Raw genomic sequence first — 15,598 nt, 5'->3', positions numbered from 1 at the left:
CTAGAGAAGGCAGGACCGTGCAGGACTCCCGCGCAACCGAGACGGCCGGGCAGAGCTCGGTAGACCACGGCGCACCCCAGGGTCGCTCCGGTGATACGCCCGCCCATCGGTACACCGCCGAGCTCGCCGGGGAGATCGAGCGCCGGTGGCAGCAGCGGTGGAACGAGCGCGGCACCTTCTTCGCCCCGAACCCGGTCGGTCCGCTGGCCGGCGAGGTCCCGGCCGACAAGCTGTTCGTCCAGGACATGTTCCCGTACCCGTCGGGGGCGGGGCTGCACGTGGGCCATCCGCTCGGCTATATCGCCACCGATGTGTTCGCCCGCTACCACCGGATGCACGGCCGCAATGTGCTGCACGCGCTGGGGTACGACGCGTTCGGTCTGCCCGCCGAGCAGTACGCGGTGCAGACGGGGGCGCATCCGCGCGACACCACCGAATCCAATATCGCCACCATGCAGCGGCAGCTGGACCGGCTGGGCCTGGGGCACGACCGGCGGCGTTCGTTCGCGACCACCGACCCCGAGTACTACCGGTGGACCCAGTGGATCTTCCTGCGCATCTACAACGCCTGGTACGACCAGGAGGCCGGCCGCGCCCGTCCGATCGCGGAGCTGGAACAGCAGTTCGCGACGGGGGCCCGGCCGGCGCCGGACGGTAAGGACTGGGCGAGTATGCCCGCCGCCGAACGCAATGCCGTGCTCGACTCGTACCGGCTGGTCTACCAGACCGATTCGGTGGTGAACTGGTGCCCGGGGCTGGGCACGGTGCTGTCCAACGAGGAGGTCACCGCCGACGGCCGCAGCGAACGCGGCAACTTCCCGGTGTTCCGTAAACGCCTGTGGCAGTGGATGATGCGGATCACCGCCTACTCCGATCGGTTGATCGACGATCTGGACCGGGTGGACTGGCCGGAGAACGTCAAGGCCATGCAGCGCAACTGGATCGGCCGCTCGCGCGGCGCGCGGGTCGAGTTCGCGACCGCGGCCGGTGATGTGGAGGTCTTCACCACGCGCCCCGACACCCTGTTCGGCGCGACCTATATGGTGCTGGCCCCCGAACACGGGACGGTGGACCGGTTGGTCGCCGCCGCTTGGCCGGAGGGCACCGATCCGCGCTGGACCGCCGGTAGTGCCACACCGGCCGAGGCGGTGGCGGCCTACCGCAAATCCATTGCCGCGAAATCGGATCTGGAACGCCAGGAGAACAAGGAGAAGACCGGCGTCTTCCTGGGGGCCTACGCCACCAACCCGGTCAACGGCGCGCAGATCCCGATCTTCATCGCCGACTACGTGCTGAGCGGCTACGGCACCGGCGCGATCATGGCGGTGCCCGGCCAGGATCAGCGCGACTGGGATTTCGCGACCGCCTTCGGCCTGCCGATCATCCGGACCGTGCAACCGCCCGCGGATTTCGACGGCGAGGCCTACGCGGGTGACGGGCCGGCGATCAACTCCGAGTATCTGGACGGCCTGAACATCGCCGACGCCAAGGCCACCGTGATCGCCCGGCTGGAAGCCGACGGCCACGGCGCGGGCACCGTCCAGTACAAGCTGCGGGACTGGCTGTTCGCGCGGCAGCGGTACTGGGGTGAACCGTTCCCGATCGTCTACGACGAGGACGGCGCGCCGCACGCGCTGCCGGAGTCCATGCTGCCGGTGCGGCTGCCCGAACTGGACGATTTCGCGCCGGTCACCTTCGATCCCGACGACGCGAACTCCGAACCGTCCCCGCCGCTGGCCAAGGCCACCGACTGGGTGGAGGTCGAGCTGGATCTGGGCGACGGTCCGCGCAGGTACCGCCGGGACACCAATGTGATGCCCAACTGGGCGGGTAGCTCGTGGTATCAGCTGCGCTACGCCGACCCGACCAATTCCGCGGAGTTCTGCGCGAAGGAGAACGAGACGTACTGGCTGGGCCCGCGGCCCGCCGAGCACGGCGCCGACGATCCGGGCGGTGTCGACCTGTACGTCGGTGGGGTGGAGCACGCGGTACTGCATCTGCTGTACGCGCGGTTCTGGCAGAAGGTCCTGTTCGATCTGGGTGAGGTGAGCGGTAGCGAACCGTATCGCCGGCTGTTCAACCAGGGCTACATCCAGGCATTCGCCTATACCGACGCGCGTGGCGCCTACGTGCCCGCCGCCGAGGTGACCGAACGCGACGGCCGGTTCTACTGGACCGACGCCACGGGCACCGAGGTCGAGGTGAACCAGGAGTACGGCAAGATCGGAAAATCGCTGAAGAACGCGATCGCCCCCGACGAGATCTGCGATCTGTACGGTGCCGACACCTTCCGCTTCTACGAGATGGCGATGGGCCCGCTGGACACCTCCCGGCCGTGGGCGACCAAGGACGTCATCGGCGCGCACCGGTTCCTGCAGCGGGTGTGGCGGCTGGTGGTGGACGAGGAAACAGGCGCGACCCGGGTCACCGAGGACAATCCCGCCGATGAGACGCTGCGCCTGCTGCACCGGACCATCGCCGGCGTCGACGAGGACCTGGCGGCGATGCGCGACAACACCGCGGGCGCCAAACTGATCGAACTGACCAACCATCTGACCAAGGCCTACCCCGGTGGCGCACCGCGTTCGGCGGTGGAACCGGTGGTGCTCATGCTGGCACCGCTGGCCCCGCATATGACCGAGGAACTGTGGGAGCGGCTGGGGCACACCCGCTCACTGGCCCACGGGCCGTTCCCGGTTGCCGACCCGGCGCTGCTCACCGCGGAGACGGTGGAGTACCCGATCCAGGTCAACGGGAAGGTCCGCAGCCGGATCCAGGTCGATCCGGAGGCCGACCGGGCCGCGATCGAGGCGGCCGCGCTGGCCGACGAAAAGATCGCCGCCCTGCTCGACGGCAAGGCCCCGCGCAAACTGATCGTGGTCCCGGGACGCTTGGTCAACATAGTGGCGTAGCGGTGACGGTCGACACGGTGGCCTGCGTTTTCCCGGGTCTCCGTGTTGGCCGGTCGTTAATCCTTCGGTCTCCTGAGACTTGCCTGGGTGGGCTAGCGTGCGTGCGTTCAGCCCGGAACAGGAGTCCACTGTGAAACCTCTAGCGCTCTTTGTCGCCCACGAACCCGCGGGGTCGCGGGCTCGCGTCACCTGTCAGTACAAATGCGGAAATGCCTGCTTCCACGAGGTACCCAACACCTCGTCGAACACCTACTTCGGGGATATCGTCGCGGGGATCTCCCGGCGGCGCCTGCTGCAGGGCAGTGCGGCCGCGGTGGTCGCGATCGGCGCGGCGAGCGCGCTCGCCGCCTGCGGCGACGGGACCGAGGTCGGCCCGGCCGCGAACTCCGAGGGCACGGGGACCGGGTTCGCGCCGGTCGCGCCGAACAGCGAGGACGCGCTCGTCATCCCGGAGGGGTACGAGCAGGGCGTCGTCATCCGCTGGGGTGATCCGCTGTTCGAGGACGCGCCGGAGTTCGATTTCTTCGGCCAGACCCCGGCCGCGCAGGCCAGGCAGTTCGGTTACAACAACGATTTCGCCGGCCTGCTGCCGATCGAGGGCCAGCCGGGCAAGTACCTGCTCGTGGTGAACCACGAGTACACGACCGAACAGTTCATGTACCCCGGATACCAGCCCGAGGCGATCACCCGGGAGCAGGTCGAGATCGCGATGGCCGCCCACGGCCTGTCCGTCGTCGAGGTGCACGGCGACCCCGGGACCGGCCGGTTGAAACCCGCGTTCGGGAAGTACAACCGGCGCATCACCGCGACCACCGAGTTCCGGCTGACCGGGCCCGCGGCCGGCAGCCCGCTGCTGAAGACCTCCGCCGACCCCACCGGCACGAAGGTCCTGGGTACGGTCAACAACTGCTCCGGCGGGGTGACCCCGTGGGGCACGGTGCTGTCCGGCGAGGAGAACTTCAACGCCTACTTCGTGGGCGAATCCGCCGATCCGGTGGCGGCGGCGCGGCTGAAGCGGTACGGCATCGGCGAATCCGACGCCCCGCACTACTGGGAGAAGTTCGACAAGCGTTTCGATATCGCCGCCGAACCCAACGAATCGCACCGCTTCGGCTGGGTGGTCGAGGTAGACCCGTGGGATCCCACGTCCACCCCGGTCAAACACACCGCGCTGGGCCGGTTCAAGCACGAGGCGGCCACTATCCACGTCGCCGCCGACGGCACTGTCGTCTCCTACACCGGTGACGACGAGCGGTTCGACTACATGTACAAGTTCGTCTCCGCGCGCAAGATCGAGCCCGGTACCGGGGCCGCGAGCCGCCGGCACAATATGACCATCCTGGACGCCGGAACCCTCTACGTCGCGAAACTCACCGGCGATCACCCGGACCGGATCGACGGCTCGGGCACCGTCCCCTCCGATCAGGGTTTCACCGGCACCGGGCAGTGGATCCCGATCCTGCGCACGGCCGAGGACGGCCGCGGCGAATCGCTGGTGGACGGGATGACCGCCGAGGAGGTCGCGGTGTTCACCCGCCTCGCCGGCGACAAGGCGGGTGCCACCAAGATGGACCGCCCCGAGGATTTCGAGGCCAACCCGAAAACCGGCAAGGTCTATGTCGCGCTGACCAACAACAGCAAGCGCGGCACCGACGGCAAACCCGGGGTCGACGAGGCCAACCCGCGTAACGAGAACAAGAACGGCCAGGTGCTCGAGCTCACCGACGATCACGCGGGCACCTCGTTCACCTGGACCCTGCTGCTCGTCTGCGGTGACCCGGTCGCCGCCGACACCTATTTCGCGGGCTATGACAAAACCGAGGTCAGCCCCATCTCCTGCCCCGACAACCTCGCTTTCGATCCGTACGGCAACCTGTGGATCAGCACCGACGGCAATGCACTCGACGCCAACGACGGTCTGTTCGCGGTGGTACTCGACGGTGACCGGCGCGGTGAGACCAAACAGTTCCTGTCGGTGCCCATCGGCGCCGAGACCTGCGGCCCGGTGATCACCGAGGAGCGGGTCATGGTGTGTGTCCAGCATCCGGGTGAAACCGACGATGCCTCGGTGGAGAATCCGGCCTCGCACTGGCCGGACGGCGGAACGGCCCAGCCGCGCCCGGCCGTGGTGGCGGTCTGGAAGTCCGGGGGCGGCCGGATCGGCGTGTAGCAGGTGGGCGGCGTACTGGGCTATCCGCTGCCGGTGAGCCCGCCCATCCGGGCGAAGCGAGCGAAATCGCCCTGTGCGCCGCTGTACACATTGATATCGGTGTTGCCGTGGATACCCGGGATCGAGCCGGAGTCGGTCTGCTGCCAGAAGGTCCACGCGGGCCAGCGTCCGGGTACCTCCGGTTCGGCGCGGTCACGATAGTCGGCGATCCACAGCGGGTAGCGGTGGAACTGGTCGCTGTCGGCCATCGCGGTCTGCCAGAACCGCGGATAGGTGTAGACGATCGGCACGCGTCCGGTGAGGGCCTGCACAGTGTTGAGGTAACGGTGGGTCCAGTCGATCAGCGCGCCCGGCGCCAGACCGCCGGAATGCTCGATATCCAGTACCGGCGGCAGGTCCAGGGGCCCGTTCTGGCCGAGGACGATCGTCGCGTAGAGGGCCGCCTGCGGTTCCGGCGGGAGTTCCGGGCGGGCGTAGTGATAGGTACCGCGCGCCATCCCGGCCAACCGCATCTGCAGACTGTCCGGAACGAAGTACGGGTTGATGTAGTCCAGGCCTTCGGTGGCCTTGACCATGGCGAAACGGTGACCCGCCGCGCGGACGGCGAACCAGTCGATGAGTCGTCCGCCGCCGTGTTGCCAGGACGAGACATCCGGGCCGGTGGGTTCGGCATGCGCGGGTGCGGAAACGAACGCGAGGCCTGCCACCAGCGCGAACGTCAGCATGGTGAGGCCGGTGGACCGGCGGCGGGTCGAAATGAAGCTGCCCGGCCCCAAGCGCGAGCCGGACTTTCGCACGGTCGATCTCAATCGGGCAGTTTTCATGGACCCGACCCTAGGCACGCGGACCGGCACTACCCGGTATTGCGCCGCCGTGTCCGGAGGTGATGCGCCGCGGCCCTACCGAGGTTGGTTCAGGTGTACATCCATGTACATCTTCCGGCTACTCCGGGTGGTCGGCATTGACGGCCGAGGCCCCGCATATCCGCTCGGCGTGCAAGACCCGGGCCACCGAGGTCCCGGTCTCGCCCGGCGTAGGCGCGACGATCCGGCCTCGAATCGTCCTGGCGCGGCCGGGATCCGGTCCGGATACTGGTTTCAATACTGTGCGGAGCCGGAGGTGGGTATGCGCACTGTCGGATGGCCGGCCGCGGGATCACAGCTTCTCGCGGACGAGACCTGGGGTGTCTCCGGTCCCGCGTTCCTGCTGCTCTACATACCGATCGCGGTCGCCGCCGTGGTGATCGGATGGCGGTTACGGCACCGGATCGTGCACACGCCCGCGTCGGCGCCGCCCGGTGAACTGACCGCACCCGAACTCGGTCTGCTGACGAGCGACCGGCGGGCGGTGATGGCTTCGGTCGCGCTGTTGCGCGGGCACGATCTCATCGATGCCGGTGGTGGCCCGGTCGGATCCGCCGCCCCGACGGTCGCGCTGGATCCGTTCACCGTTGCGGTGCGCGACCGGCTCGGTGAGTCGGCGGCGGGCATCACCCTGCTGACCCATCGGCTCCGGACCGAACTGGACCGGATGCGTAAGACGCTCGTCGATCGCGGCTACCTGGCCGACGGCCGATACGCCCGGCAGTTGCGGGAGGCCGCGCTGCCGATTCTGGTCGTCGCCCTTTTCGGGGTGGCCCGGCTGGTCACCGGTCTGGTCGACGGCAAGCCGGTGCTCTTCCTCCTGCTCGCGCTGGTCGCGCTGGGTATCGCCGGATGGCGGGTGGCGGCACCGGTGCGGGTCACGCCCGCGGGCCGGGCGGCATTGGCCGAGGCCACCGTCGGCAATCGCTATCTGCGCCCGGAGAACTCGCCGTCGTACCGGACCTATGGGCCCGGGGCCGCCGGTCTGGCGGTGGCCCTGTTCGGGGTGCAGGCGCTGGTGCTGCTCGATCCCGCGCTGAACTCCGCCATGTCCGGGTACAGCGCGGAAAGTGTGTCCGGCGGCGATTCCGGTGCGGGCGACGCGGGTGGTGGCAGCGGTTGCGGTGGTGGTAGCGGTTGCGGTGGGGGTTGTGGCGGGGGCGGCTGCGGTGGCTGACCGGTGACCGGCCCGCTACCGGAAACCGCGCTCGGGATCGGCTGGCGACCGGAGATCTGCGGTGTGATCGACCGGCTGGACCGGCTCGATTTCTGTGAGGTCATCGCGGAATCGCTACGTCCGGGCGCATACGGTGGCGTCGAGGTGCCGGTAGAGCTGGCGGCACTGCGCGACCGGGGTACCGCGGTGGTACCGCACGGGATCTCGCTGTCGCTGGGCGGTGCCGAACCGGTGGACGGGCGCCGCGTCGAACATCTGGCCGCCTGCGCGCGGGCGGTATCGGCGCCGCTGGTGAGCGAGCACATCGCCTTCGTGCGGGCCGGAGGTCTCGAGGCCGGCCATCTGCTGCCGGTACCGCGTAGCCGGGAAGCACTCGACGTACTGTCCGCGAATATCACCCGGACCCGCGCCGGCTTGGATGTCCCGCTCGCGGTGGAGAACATCGCGGCGCTGTTCGACTGGCCCGATGACGAATTCAGCGAAGCGGAGTTCCTGACCGAGATCGTCGAACGCACCGGAGTGTATCTGCTGCTGGATATCGCCAATGTGTACGCGAACGCGCGCAACCGCGGCCGTGACCCGCGTACCGAGCTGCGGCGCCTGCCCACCGAGCGGATCGCCTACTGCCATATCGCCGGCGGCCACGAATCCGGCGGTCGCTACTACGACACCCATCTGCATCCGATACCCGCGGAGGTGCTCACGCTGGTCACCGAGTTCGTACACGATCACCCGGTCCCGCTCATGCTCGAGCGGGACGGTAATTACCCGCCTGGGCACGAGCTGCTCGACGAGCTGGACGCGATAGCCAACGCCGCGGCCCGGGCACCGGTCACGGCGGCTGCCCGGGCGGTATTGCGGTGACGGACGCGCCCGGATTGGCGGATCGGCAGGCGGCTCTGGTGCGTGCCCTGGTGACGGGGGAAGCGGTCCCGGCGGGTTTCGATCCGGCTGCCGTGGGCGCGGCGGCACACGCACTGCGGCACAAGCGGGCCCGGGAAGTCGCCGCCCGGCACCCCGAATTGGTGTACGCCACCGGCCCGGATTTCACCGAGCGATTCGTCGCATGGGCGCGGAACCGCCCGAAGGACGGAACCGCTACCGACGCGCTGCGTTTCGCTCGCGAGTGCGGTATCCCCTGGCCGCCGTCGCGCCCAGGTCTCCGCGCCGCGATGTCCGGGCTGTTACGGCGACTTCGCTCGCGGTGATCCGAAGTCATCGTTCCCGCCACGCGCGTGGTCCGGTGTGGCGGGCCGGTCCGTTCGCGCGGTCCGTGGTCGGTGTCAGAGCCGGACACACCGGTGCGGAAACCTGTCAATGTCTCGACTCAACGATTCACCAGACAATGAACCGCTATCCAACGGCAACATACTGACGTGTATGTCAGTGCTGCCGGCTCAGGGGAGAGGCGGCAGGCCGGGCAGCGCGAACGGCAGTTGCGGCAGCGGCAGGTGGACCGCCGGCAGCAGGCTCGGGGCCGGCGCCGGGATGTAGGGGTTGGGCGTGTTCCAGACGGCTGGGCTCTGGGTGCCGCCGCCGTGGTCCGCCCGGTCCCAATCCGCGGGCTGGTCGTAGCTGTTGTCGTTGTGTGAGTCGCGGCCGGGGTACTGGTTCCCGCCACTGTTGAGGTGGTCTTCGTAGCCGTCGTAGTTCTGCCGGTTGTGATCGACATAGCCGTACTGACCGTTGTCGTCCCAGCCAAAATCGCCGTTGCCGTTCCAGCTGTCGCTATCGCCGAAGCTGTTGCCGGAATCGTGGGAATCGCTGATCTGGGACGCCTGGCCGGGGTCGGCGAGGGCAGCGGCGGTGCCGGCCAGTGGTGCGAGGGCGATGACCGCGATCGCGGCGATTCGCGCGGCGAGGCGGCGGGTGCGCTGTGCGGGGTTCGGGTTCATCGGCGGGTCCTCACTCGGTCGCGCCCCTCGCGTGGAATCCGGGGCGGTCGCACTCGTTGGAGTGCTTTATCGGAACAACACCTACCGTACCGCTATGTAACGGTACGTTCAATAGGCAATCGTCAAGGGGAGTGATCGCCCCCCGGTGTCGGTCTTCACGGTGGTCGATAACCTCGAAGAATTGCGGGGCCGGATTCGGGACCGGCTTTACCGGCGGGTCGCCGGGACCGCCGATTGTCCGCCCGTAGAAGAACTCGACATCTGAACCGTCGCAACCAAAACGGCCCTGACCAATACCGAAGCGCCGCACCGCGACAAGGGGGCGGGTGTCGAGACCTGGTTGTCGGTCGTGTGCGGGCTGATCGCAGCGAACCGGAGAGCGCCGGCGAACTGTCGGCTGCGGCCCGGCCTCCACCGGCACCATGCCGACGGGGGATGCGAGCCGGGCGCGCACAGGGCGGGCGGTGCCCCCGTCGGGGTGGGTCCGGGCAAGTGGAAGGGGAGTTCTACCCGGCGCTGCGCTCGATGGCCGAAAGCAAGGTTTCGGCGGCGTCGCGCGCGTGGCGTGCCGCCCGGGGGTCCTCGTGGATGGCCGCGGTGACCATGGCGCCATTGGCGAGAATCATGAGCTGATCGGCCACGCCGGCGGGAAACGAGCCTGCGGCGACGAGTTCGGCCAGATAGTCGCGCACGGCGAGTTTGTGGCGCCGCGCGATACGAGCGACGTCGTCGGAGGTGCCGCCCAATTCCCCGATCGTATTGATGAACAGGCAGCCCCGGAAATCGGGTTGAGCGAACCAGTCGAGCAAGTAGTCGAATACGGCGAGGATCCGTTCTTGTGGCGTCCCGGCCCGTGCGTCCACGTATTCGGCGATCGCACCGCGCACATCGCGGTCGCGCTGCTCCAACACCGCGCACACCAGATCGGCTTTGGAAGGGAAATGGCGGTAGAGCCGCTTAAGCGACACGTTTGCGGCATCGCGGATGTCGTCCATTCCGACCGCTTGCACACCTCGGTCGTTGAACAGCCGATCGGCCGCGGCGACCACCTGTAGCGCCTCGGGTCCATCCGGCACCGCGACCTCCTTGCGTTGAGAACCTCCGTTCTCCTAGACTACCGGTACCGGTGAGAACGTCCGTTCTCTCGGTTCGACCGGCACGACATCGGTCTGAGCAGACCCGCCCAGTTCCAGGAGTCGCGCCCGGGTGCCCCCGACCGCAGGCCGGGGTCGCCCCTCTCGAGGAGCAGAAAATGAGTGGAAACACCGCGAGCAAGACCGCCGTTCTCGTGCTGAGCGACCCCAACGGCGGCGACGAAGCACTCGGCCGCGTATTCAACGCTCTCGCCGCCGCCTACGATTTCGATCAGGCCGGTGACGAGGTCCGGCTGCAATTCCAGGGCGCGGGAACCCGCTGGCCCGAACTCCTGAACTCACCCGGACACCCCGCCTACGACGTCTACCAGGCAGTGCGGCACACGGTCGCCGGGATCTCGTGTGGATGCGGCGATCTGTTCGGCGGCAAGGAGGGCGCCCAGGCCTCCGGCCTGGAGTTGATCAAGGACAACCCGCTGCCGGGTACCTCGGGGGTGGCAAGCGTACGCACCCTCGTCGATAACGGGTACTCCATCCTGTCCTTCTGACCATGGAACATTTCTTCGCGCTCACATTCGGCGCGGACGAGCAGGCGCATCAGCGCCGGCGAGGTTCGTTCGACCGTTACGATGCGCTTTCCGCCGCGCCCGTGCCGACCGGCATGGGCGCGGCGGAAGCCGAGTTCCTCCAGCGCCGCGACAGTTTCTATCTCGCCTCCACCGGCAGCAACGGCTGGCCCTACGTGCAACACCGCGGCGGGCCGGCGGGTTTTGTGAAAGTGACCGGCCCGACGCAGTTGGTGTGGGCCGAGAGCACCGGCAACCGTCAGTACATCACCGCAGGTCACCTCGACCACGACGACCGGGTCGCGGTCATCGCCGTGGACTACCCGAACCGGAAACGGCTCAAGCTTCTCGGTCATGCGCGGTTCGATCCGGAGCCCGCTCCCGAAACGCTCGAACAGCTCGGAATAAGCGGCCGTCTCGAAGGCCTGCTGACGGTCGAGGTCGTCGCGTTCGACTGGAACTGTCCCAAGTTCATCACTCCACGCTTCACCGCAGAAGAATTGCGGGCTGCCACCGAACCACTGAGGGAACGTATCCGCCACCTCGAGACCGCGCTGGCGGACAACGGAATTCCCGTCCCGCTCTCCCCGTGACCGAGTCGACCGGACGAATACCTCGCGCCCTGCTCTCGCGACAACGATCGAGGGTCATCGAGAAGCGTCCGCCGAGAACGCCCCACCCCTATGAGAGGTTGCCATGACCGACGCCCGACCACCGTATCCGCCCTTCACCGCAGACACCGCGCTCCGTAAGGTCCAGGCCGCCGAGGACGCGTGGAACACCCGTGACCCACAGCGCGTGGCCCTCGCCTACACACCGGACTCGGAGTGGCGGAATCGCGATCAATTCGTCACCGGGCGCGACGAGATCGTCGCGTTCCTGACCGCCAAGTGGGAGCGCGAGCTGGACTACGCACTCCGCAAGAGCCTGTGGAGTTTCCACGACAACCGTATCGCGGTCCGTTTCCAGTACGAATGGCATGACACCAGCGGACAGTGGTGGCGCAGCTATGGCAACGAGCTGTGGGAGTTCGACGATCGTGGCCTGATGCGACGCCGGGAAGCGAGCATCAACGACGTCGCGATTCGCGACTCCGAACGCAGAATCCGTGGGCCGCGGACCGAGCAGGAACACGGAGTGGACATTCCGCTCCACTAGTCGGTGTCTCGGAGTGGTGAGGGCGGGCCCCAGGCCTAGTTGCGTTCGACCTCGATCGGATGGGTGGCCAGCAGCGACAGCGGCAGTGGCTGCCGGCGCAGCACCTCCGCCCACATATCGGTGCGCCGCCCGGCGATCGGGTCACTGGGCAGGGCCGATACGACGATCCAGTCGTCGTTGGCCAGTTCGCTGTCCAATTGGCCGAATGTCCAGCCCGCGTACCCGGCGAAGATCCGGACACCCTCGACCAGTGGGCCTATCCGGTCCGGTTCGGCGTCCAGATCGACCAGCACCACCCGGCCGTCCACCCGGCGCAGCCCCGGCGCCCCGTCGATCGACGCGCCCACCCGCAAAGTGCCCAGGCACAGCGCGGCGTCCCGTTTGACGGGCCCGCCCACGAACAGGGTGTGTGGCCGTGCCGACAGCTCCGCCCACTGCGGTAACACATCGTGCACCGGGGTATCGCTGGGCCGGTTCAGCACCACGCCGAGCGTTCCCGCGTCGTTGTGCTCGATGATGTAGACCACCGTGCGGCGGAACGTGGGCTCGGCCAGGTCGGTCGAGGAAACCAGTAGTGTCCCGGCACGCACCGTCTGCTCACCCTGCCGGTTACCGCGACGACCAGGTTCGGGCTCGTGCCCGTCACCGCGGCCGCCCCGGGTCTTGCGATCATCGGGGTCATCTGCCTGCGCCACCTGGCCATCATCGCAGTTATTGCCCGACTGTGCCGCTCTGATCAACTGTTCACTTCGCGCGAAGTTCGCCCGGCCGCCGTTTTCGCGCCATCTGGACATACCGCGACAGCCTCGTAAAGTCAGCCGTATGCGTCCCCCCGAGGTGCTCCTGGACAACAGCGACGATGTGTACGCTTTCTATCGCGTACACCGGCAGAACCGCCTGCAGGCGATGGGCGCCTACGCTCTGCTGGGGCGGCGCTACCGGCCGCGGGTCGGCTACGCGACCGGGGCGCGTGAGGCGATCGGTGCCCTCATCCGCTCCCGTACCCCGCTGCTGATCGCGGTGAACCACCTGTCCCGGCTGGACCCCTATACCCTCGCGGCCGCCGCCTGGCGCAGCGAACTACGGCCTATCATCGGCCGCACCCGGGTCCTGGCCAAGGATGAACTGTTCGAGGGGGCCAAATTGCGCCGCCGCATCGACATGATGGGCGGTATCCCCGTGTTCCGCGGCAGCGACCACGGGCTGCGGGCGGTGAACGCGGCCGGGCAGCAGATGATGGATATCTGCGCCGAACGCCTGTCCGGCGGTGACAGCCTGGCGATCTTCCCGGAGGGCACCTGCAACGACGTCGACCCGGCACAGGTGCAGGCGATCGGTACGGGCATCGGACATATCGCGTTCCGGACAGGCAAACTCGGCGCCCGGCCCGCCCTGGTCTGTCTCGGCCTGAGTTACGGCCCGCGCGCCGACCCCGCGGTCGAGCCGACCAAGGAACAGGCGAAAGCCGCGAGCTTCCACTTCGGAATGCCGCGAACCGAACTCCCGACCCGACCGGCGGAGATCGCCCGCCTGGTCCGCACCGACCTGCAGCAGGCCCTCGACGCCGCCGTAGCCGCCTACTGAGATCACGTCCGCGGCGCTGTGGGGCGTGCTGTGGGCGGTGTTCCTCCGCGAAAAGTCCCCCTTCCCGCGGCGCCGGTCCATCGACCTCTTGCACAGGCAACAGCGCGCCCCCTACAGAGGCAGTGGTGGAGGCCGTTCCGGAGGGGATTCACCTCGGTGACGCTGGACGGCCGGCTTTCCCGAGCAAGTGTGCGCGCGGCGCACTCGGCCCCCGCGGGATCTGGGGAAGGGCGTTCTCGAGGAAGATCCACCTCACACGCGCTGAACGGTCCCTCTTCCGAGCGGATGTGTACGCGGCGAAGGTGCGTGCGGCCTGTGCGCCGCCTCTCCGAAAAGGAGACCCGGACCCGCGTAGCGTGTTTCGCGGAGGAGTCCGCCTCTTCAGGCGCTGGATTGTCGCAATCCCGTATAGGTAGCTGCGCGGCCCTGTGCGGGGATGTTTCGCGGAGGAGTCCGCCTCTTCAGGCGCTGGATTGTCGCAATCCCGTATAGGTAGCCGCGCGGCCTATTGCGGCAACCCCAGCCGATCCCGGGCCCAGTGCGGCACCAGCGACAGATACTGCGGGCTGCTCTCGATGAAGTGCTGTACCATCCGGCACATCGGCAGCACACCCAGCCCTTCGGCGCGGGTAGCATCCAGGGCGGCCGCTACGAGGGCCCGGGCACAACCCCGGCCGTCGAAGCGCGGGTCGACCTCGGTGTGCACGAATGCGCGCTCGCCGGCGGTGTCCTGATATTCGGTGTATCCCGCGACCTCGCCCCCGACCGTGATCTCGAAGCGTTCCAGTGCGGTGTTGTTGCGGACCTCCGTCGGCATGGCTCGACGTTACTCGTTCGGCGGTGAATTTTCGCATCGGTACGCGTGGCGGGTCAGTACATCTCGATGATCGCCCGTCCGACGATCTCGCCGCGGGCCAGTGCGCTGTATGCCTCGTCGGCCCGGTCCAGCGGGTACCGGCGGGTGATGACTTCCTGTGGCCGGACCGTATCCGCCGCGACCATCCGCAGCAGGGCGGGCATATCGGTGCGCGCTTTGGCGCCGTAGGAGCCGCGGATCTGCAGTTTGCGGCGCACCAGCCGGGCCAGGTCCACCGCGCCGGTGGCGCCGGCCGGCGCGATGCCCACCACCACCGCCCGACCGCCGTCGTCCAGCACGTTTAAGGCCGTCGCGAACGTGTCGGCGCTGCCCAGCGCTTCGAACGCCACGTCCACGCCATGTCCGCCGGTGAGTTCCCGGACCCGGGCCGCGACGTCTTCGGTGCGGGAGTTGATGGTATGGGTGGCACCGAGTTTCGCGACCGCGGCGAGTTTGTCGTCGCTGATGTCGATGGCGATGATCCGGGCGACCCCGGCCGCGGCCGCGAACTGCACGATCGACGACCCGACGCCGCCGGCCGCGACCACCGCGATCCGGTCGCCGAGTCCGAGTTCGGCGGTGTGCACGGCGCCGAGGGCGGTGAAGGAACTACAACCGAGGATCGATACGGCCTCGAGCCCGACATCGGCGGGTACCGGAAAGACATCGGAGGCGGGTACCACGCAGTATTCGGCGAGTCCGCCCATCGAGTACATGGCCAGCGGGGTGCCGTCGGCCCGGGCGAGACGGGTCGTGCCGTCGTAGAGGGTGCCGTTCAGCCGGTTGTGCGCGAAGAATTTCTCGCACAGGTCCTCGGCGCCGCGGACACAGTGGCGGCAGTCGCCGCAGGGCATGATGAAGCTGCAGACCACCTTGTCGCCGACCGTAATGGCTTCCACGCCTTCGCCGAGTTGTTCGACTACGCCGGACACCTCGTGACCGAGTACCGCGGGTGCGGGGAATCTCACCTCGGACCGCAGGACGTGCAGGTCGGTGTGGCAGACCCCGCAGGCGGTGACGCGTAACAGGACTTCACCGCGCCGAGGGACCGGCACCGGGATGTCCTCGATGACCAGTCGGGGTTCGGTTCCGTGGAAAACTGCGGCCCGCACGCCACTCTCCTCCGTCATTCGTTCCAGCACTCGCGCCCGATGTCCGGAGCAGCCGGGCCCCGACCACCGTCTCAGAAAAAGGTGCTGTCGGGAGCGGGTTCGGCCGTCCGGCCGGTAATCGCCGCCCGACCTGGGGCACTCGCGTGCTCTGTTACCGAGATCTACCTGCATATTCGAAAAAGAGAGAGCGCTGCTCTTGACGTGGGCCCCG

The 15,598-nt window shown here is 68.1% G+C and carries 15 protein-coding genes; 9 read left to right on the top strand and 6 right to left on the bottom strand.

What is annotated here, in order from left to right; all coding sequences use genetic code 11:
* Nucleotides 1–17 precede the first annotated feature (17 nt).
* Nucleotides 18–2,912, top strand: a complete 2,895-nt coding sequence (gene leuS, locus NGR01S_RS25050; RefSeq protein WP_063040949.1) for a leucine--tRNA ligase — start codon at nt 18–20, stop codon at nt 2,910–2,912.
* A gap of 130 nt (nt 2,913–3,042) precedes the next feature.
* The gene (locus tag NGR01S_RS25045; RefSeq protein ID WP_084481696.1) at nt 3,043–5,082 is read left to right on the top strand and encodes a PhoX family protein; all 2,040 of its coding nucleotides are present in this window, start codon (nt 3,043–3,045) and stop codon (nt 5,080–5,082) included.
* Between the two features lie 20 nt (nt 5,083–5,102).
* On the opposite strand, the gene NGR01S_RS25040 is transcribed toward NGR01S_RS25045, so the two are convergent.
* Complete coding sequence (locus NGR01S_RS25040) at nt 5,103–5,807, bottom strand: glycoside hydrolase family 25 protein (RefSeq protein ID WP_063041041.1); 705 nt, start codon at nt 5,805–5,807, stop codon at nt 5,103–5,105.
* A gap of 400 nt (nt 5,808–6,207) precedes the next feature.
* Here NGR01S_RS25040 and NGR01S_RS25035 point away from each other — a divergent pair, with 400 nt between their 5' ends.
* From NGR01S_RS25035 to NGR01S_RS25025, 3 genes are read left to right on the top strand one after another with little or no spacing between them, the layout of a single operon-like run.
* Nucleotides 6,208–7,122, top strand: a complete 915-nt coding sequence (locus NGR01S_RS25035; RefSeq protein WP_157107428.1) for a TIGR04222 domain-containing membrane protein — start codon at nt 6,208–6,210, stop codon at nt 7,120–7,122.
* A 3-nt stretch (nt 7,123–7,125) separates the two neighbouring features.
* A complete protein-coding gene (locus NGR01S_RS25030) occupies nt 7,126–7,986 on the top strand; it encodes an MbnB/TglH/ChrH family RiPP precursor modification enzyme (RefSeq protein ID WP_063040943.1) in 861 nt (286 codons plus the stop codon).
* Nucleotides 7,983–8,330 (top strand): SCO6045 C-terminal-like domain-containing protein, encoded by a 348-nt coding sequence (locus NGR01S_RS25025; RefSeq protein WP_174551746.1) that lies wholly within the window; start codon nt 7,983–7,985, stop codon nt 8,328–8,330. Before NGR01S_RS25030 ends, NGR01S_RS25025 begins: the two co-directional genes overlap by 4 nt.
* Nucleotides 8,331–8,519: 189 nt before the next feature.
* Here the strand turns inward: NGR01S_RS25025 and NGR01S_RS25020 are convergent, their stop codons facing one another.
* Together NGR01S_RS25020 and NGR01S_RS25015 are read right to left on the bottom strand one after the other, a co-directional pair.
* Nucleotides 8,520–9,017, bottom strand: coding sequence for a hypothetical protein (locus NGR01S_RS25020; protein ID WP_063040941.1), 498 nt, complete (start codon nt 9,015–9,017; stop codon nt 8,520–8,522).
* Nucleotides 9,018–9,523: 506 nt separating this feature from the next.
* A complete protein-coding gene (locus NGR01S_RS25015) occupies nt 9,524–10,066 on the bottom strand; it encodes a TetR/AcrR family transcriptional regulator (protein ID WP_281179803.1) in 543 nt (180 codons plus the stop codon).
* A gap of 203 nt (nt 10,067–10,269) precedes the next feature.
* On the opposite strand from NGR01S_RS25015, the gene NGR01S_RS25010 reads away from it, so the two are divergent.
* From NGR01S_RS25010 to NGR01S_RS25000, 3 genes are all read left to right on the top strand, one after another.
* Nucleotides 10,270–10,659, top strand: coding sequence for a hypothetical protein (locus NGR01S_RS25010; RefSeq protein WP_063040937.1), 390 nt, complete (start codon nt 10,270–10,272; stop codon nt 10,657–10,659).
* A gap of 2 nt (nt 10,660–10,661) precedes the next feature.
* Nucleotides 10,662–11,270: a pyridoxamine 5'-phosphate oxidase family protein gene (locus NGR01S_RS25005; protein ID WP_063040935.1), complete on the top strand. Its 609-nt coding sequence runs from the start codon at nt 10,662–10,664 to the stop codon at nt 11,268–11,270.
* A gap of 103 nt (nt 11,271–11,373) precedes the next feature.
* Nucleotides 11,374–11,835, top strand: a complete 462-nt coding sequence (locus NGR01S_RS25000; RefSeq protein ID WP_063040933.1) for a nuclear transport factor 2 family protein — start codon at nt 11,374–11,376, stop codon at nt 11,833–11,835.
* A 35-nt stretch (nt 11,836–11,870) separates the two neighbouring features.
* Here NGR01S_RS25000 and NGR01S_RS24995 read toward each other — a convergent pair whose 3' ends face one another.
* Nucleotides 11,871–12,530 (bottom strand): YqgE/AlgH family protein, encoded by a 660-nt coding sequence (locus tag NGR01S_RS24995; protein WP_063062330.1) that lies wholly within the window; start codon nt 12,528–12,530, stop codon nt 11,871–11,873.
* A 127-nt stretch (nt 12,531–12,657) separates the two neighbouring features.
* Between NGR01S_RS24995 and NGR01S_RS24990 the strand changes: the two genes are divergently transcribed.
* Nucleotides 12,658–13,419 (top strand): lysophospholipid acyltransferase family protein, encoded by a 762-nt coding sequence (locus NGR01S_RS24990; RefSeq protein WP_063040931.1) that lies wholly within the window; start codon nt 12,658–12,660, stop codon nt 13,417–13,419.
* A 505-nt stretch (nt 13,420–13,924) separates the two neighbouring features.
* Here NGR01S_RS24990 and NGR01S_RS24985 read toward each other — a convergent pair.
* Together NGR01S_RS24985 and NGR01S_RS24980 are read right to left on the bottom strand one after the other, a co-directional pair.
* Nucleotides 13,925–14,236: a GNAT family N-acetyltransferase gene (locus NGR01S_RS24985; protein ID WP_063040929.1), complete on the bottom strand. Its 312-nt coding sequence runs from the start codon at nt 14,234–14,236 to the stop codon at nt 13,925–13,927.
* Nucleotides 14,237–14,289: 53 nt separating this feature from the next.
* Nucleotides 14,290–15,387, bottom strand: a complete 1,098-nt coding sequence (locus NGR01S_RS24980) for a zinc-binding dehydrogenase (protein ID WP_063041037.1) — start codon at nt 15,385–15,387, stop codon at nt 14,290–14,292.
* Nucleotides 15,388–15,598: the final 211 nt, after the last annotated feature.

The sequence above is a fragment of the Nocardia grenadensis NBRC 108939 genome, from assembly GCF_001613445.1.
In the GTDB taxonomy this organism is placed as follows: Bacteria; Actinomycetota; Actinomycetes; order Mycobacteriales; family Mycobacteriaceae; genus Nocardia; species Nocardia grenadensis.
The sequence above is the reverse complement of the archived record's forward strand: the minus strand, read 5'-3'. Positions and strand labels throughout refer to the sequence as shown.

Bases quoted from the DNA above. Each gene is read 5' to 3' on its own strand.
- NGR01S_RS25040 (WP_063041041.1), bottom strand. From the start codon at position 5,807: ATGCTGACGTTCGCGCTGGTGGCAGGCCTCGCGTTCGTTTCCGCACCC.
- NGR01S_RS25035 (WP_157107428.1), top strand. From the start codon at position 6,208: ATGCGCACTGTCGGATGGCCGGCCGCGGGATCACAGCTTCTCGCGGAC.
- NGR01S_RS25020 (WP_063040941.1), bottom strand. From the start codon at position 9,017: ATGAACCCGAACCCCGCACAGCGCACCCGCCGCCTCGCCGCGCGAATC.
- NGR01S_RS25010 (WP_063040937.1), top strand. From the start codon at position 10,270: ATGAGTGGAAACACCGCGAGCAAGACCGCCGTTCTCGTGCTGAGCGAC.
- NGR01S_RS25005 (WP_063040935.1), top strand. From the start codon at position 10,662: ATGGAACATTTCTTCGCGCTCACATTCGGCGCGGACGAGCAGGCGCAT.
- NGR01S_RS25000 (WP_063040933.1), top strand. From the start codon at position 11,374: ATGACCGACGCCCGACCACCGTATCCGCCCTTCACCGCAGACACCGCG.
- NGR01S_RS24990 (WP_063040931.1), top strand. From the start codon at position 12,658: ATGCGTCCCCCCGAGGTGCTCCTGGACAACAGCGACGATGTGTACGCT.
- NGR01S_RS24985 (WP_063040929.1), bottom strand. From the start codon at position 14,236: ATGCCGACGGAGGTCCGCAACAACACCGCACTGGAACGCTTCGAGATC.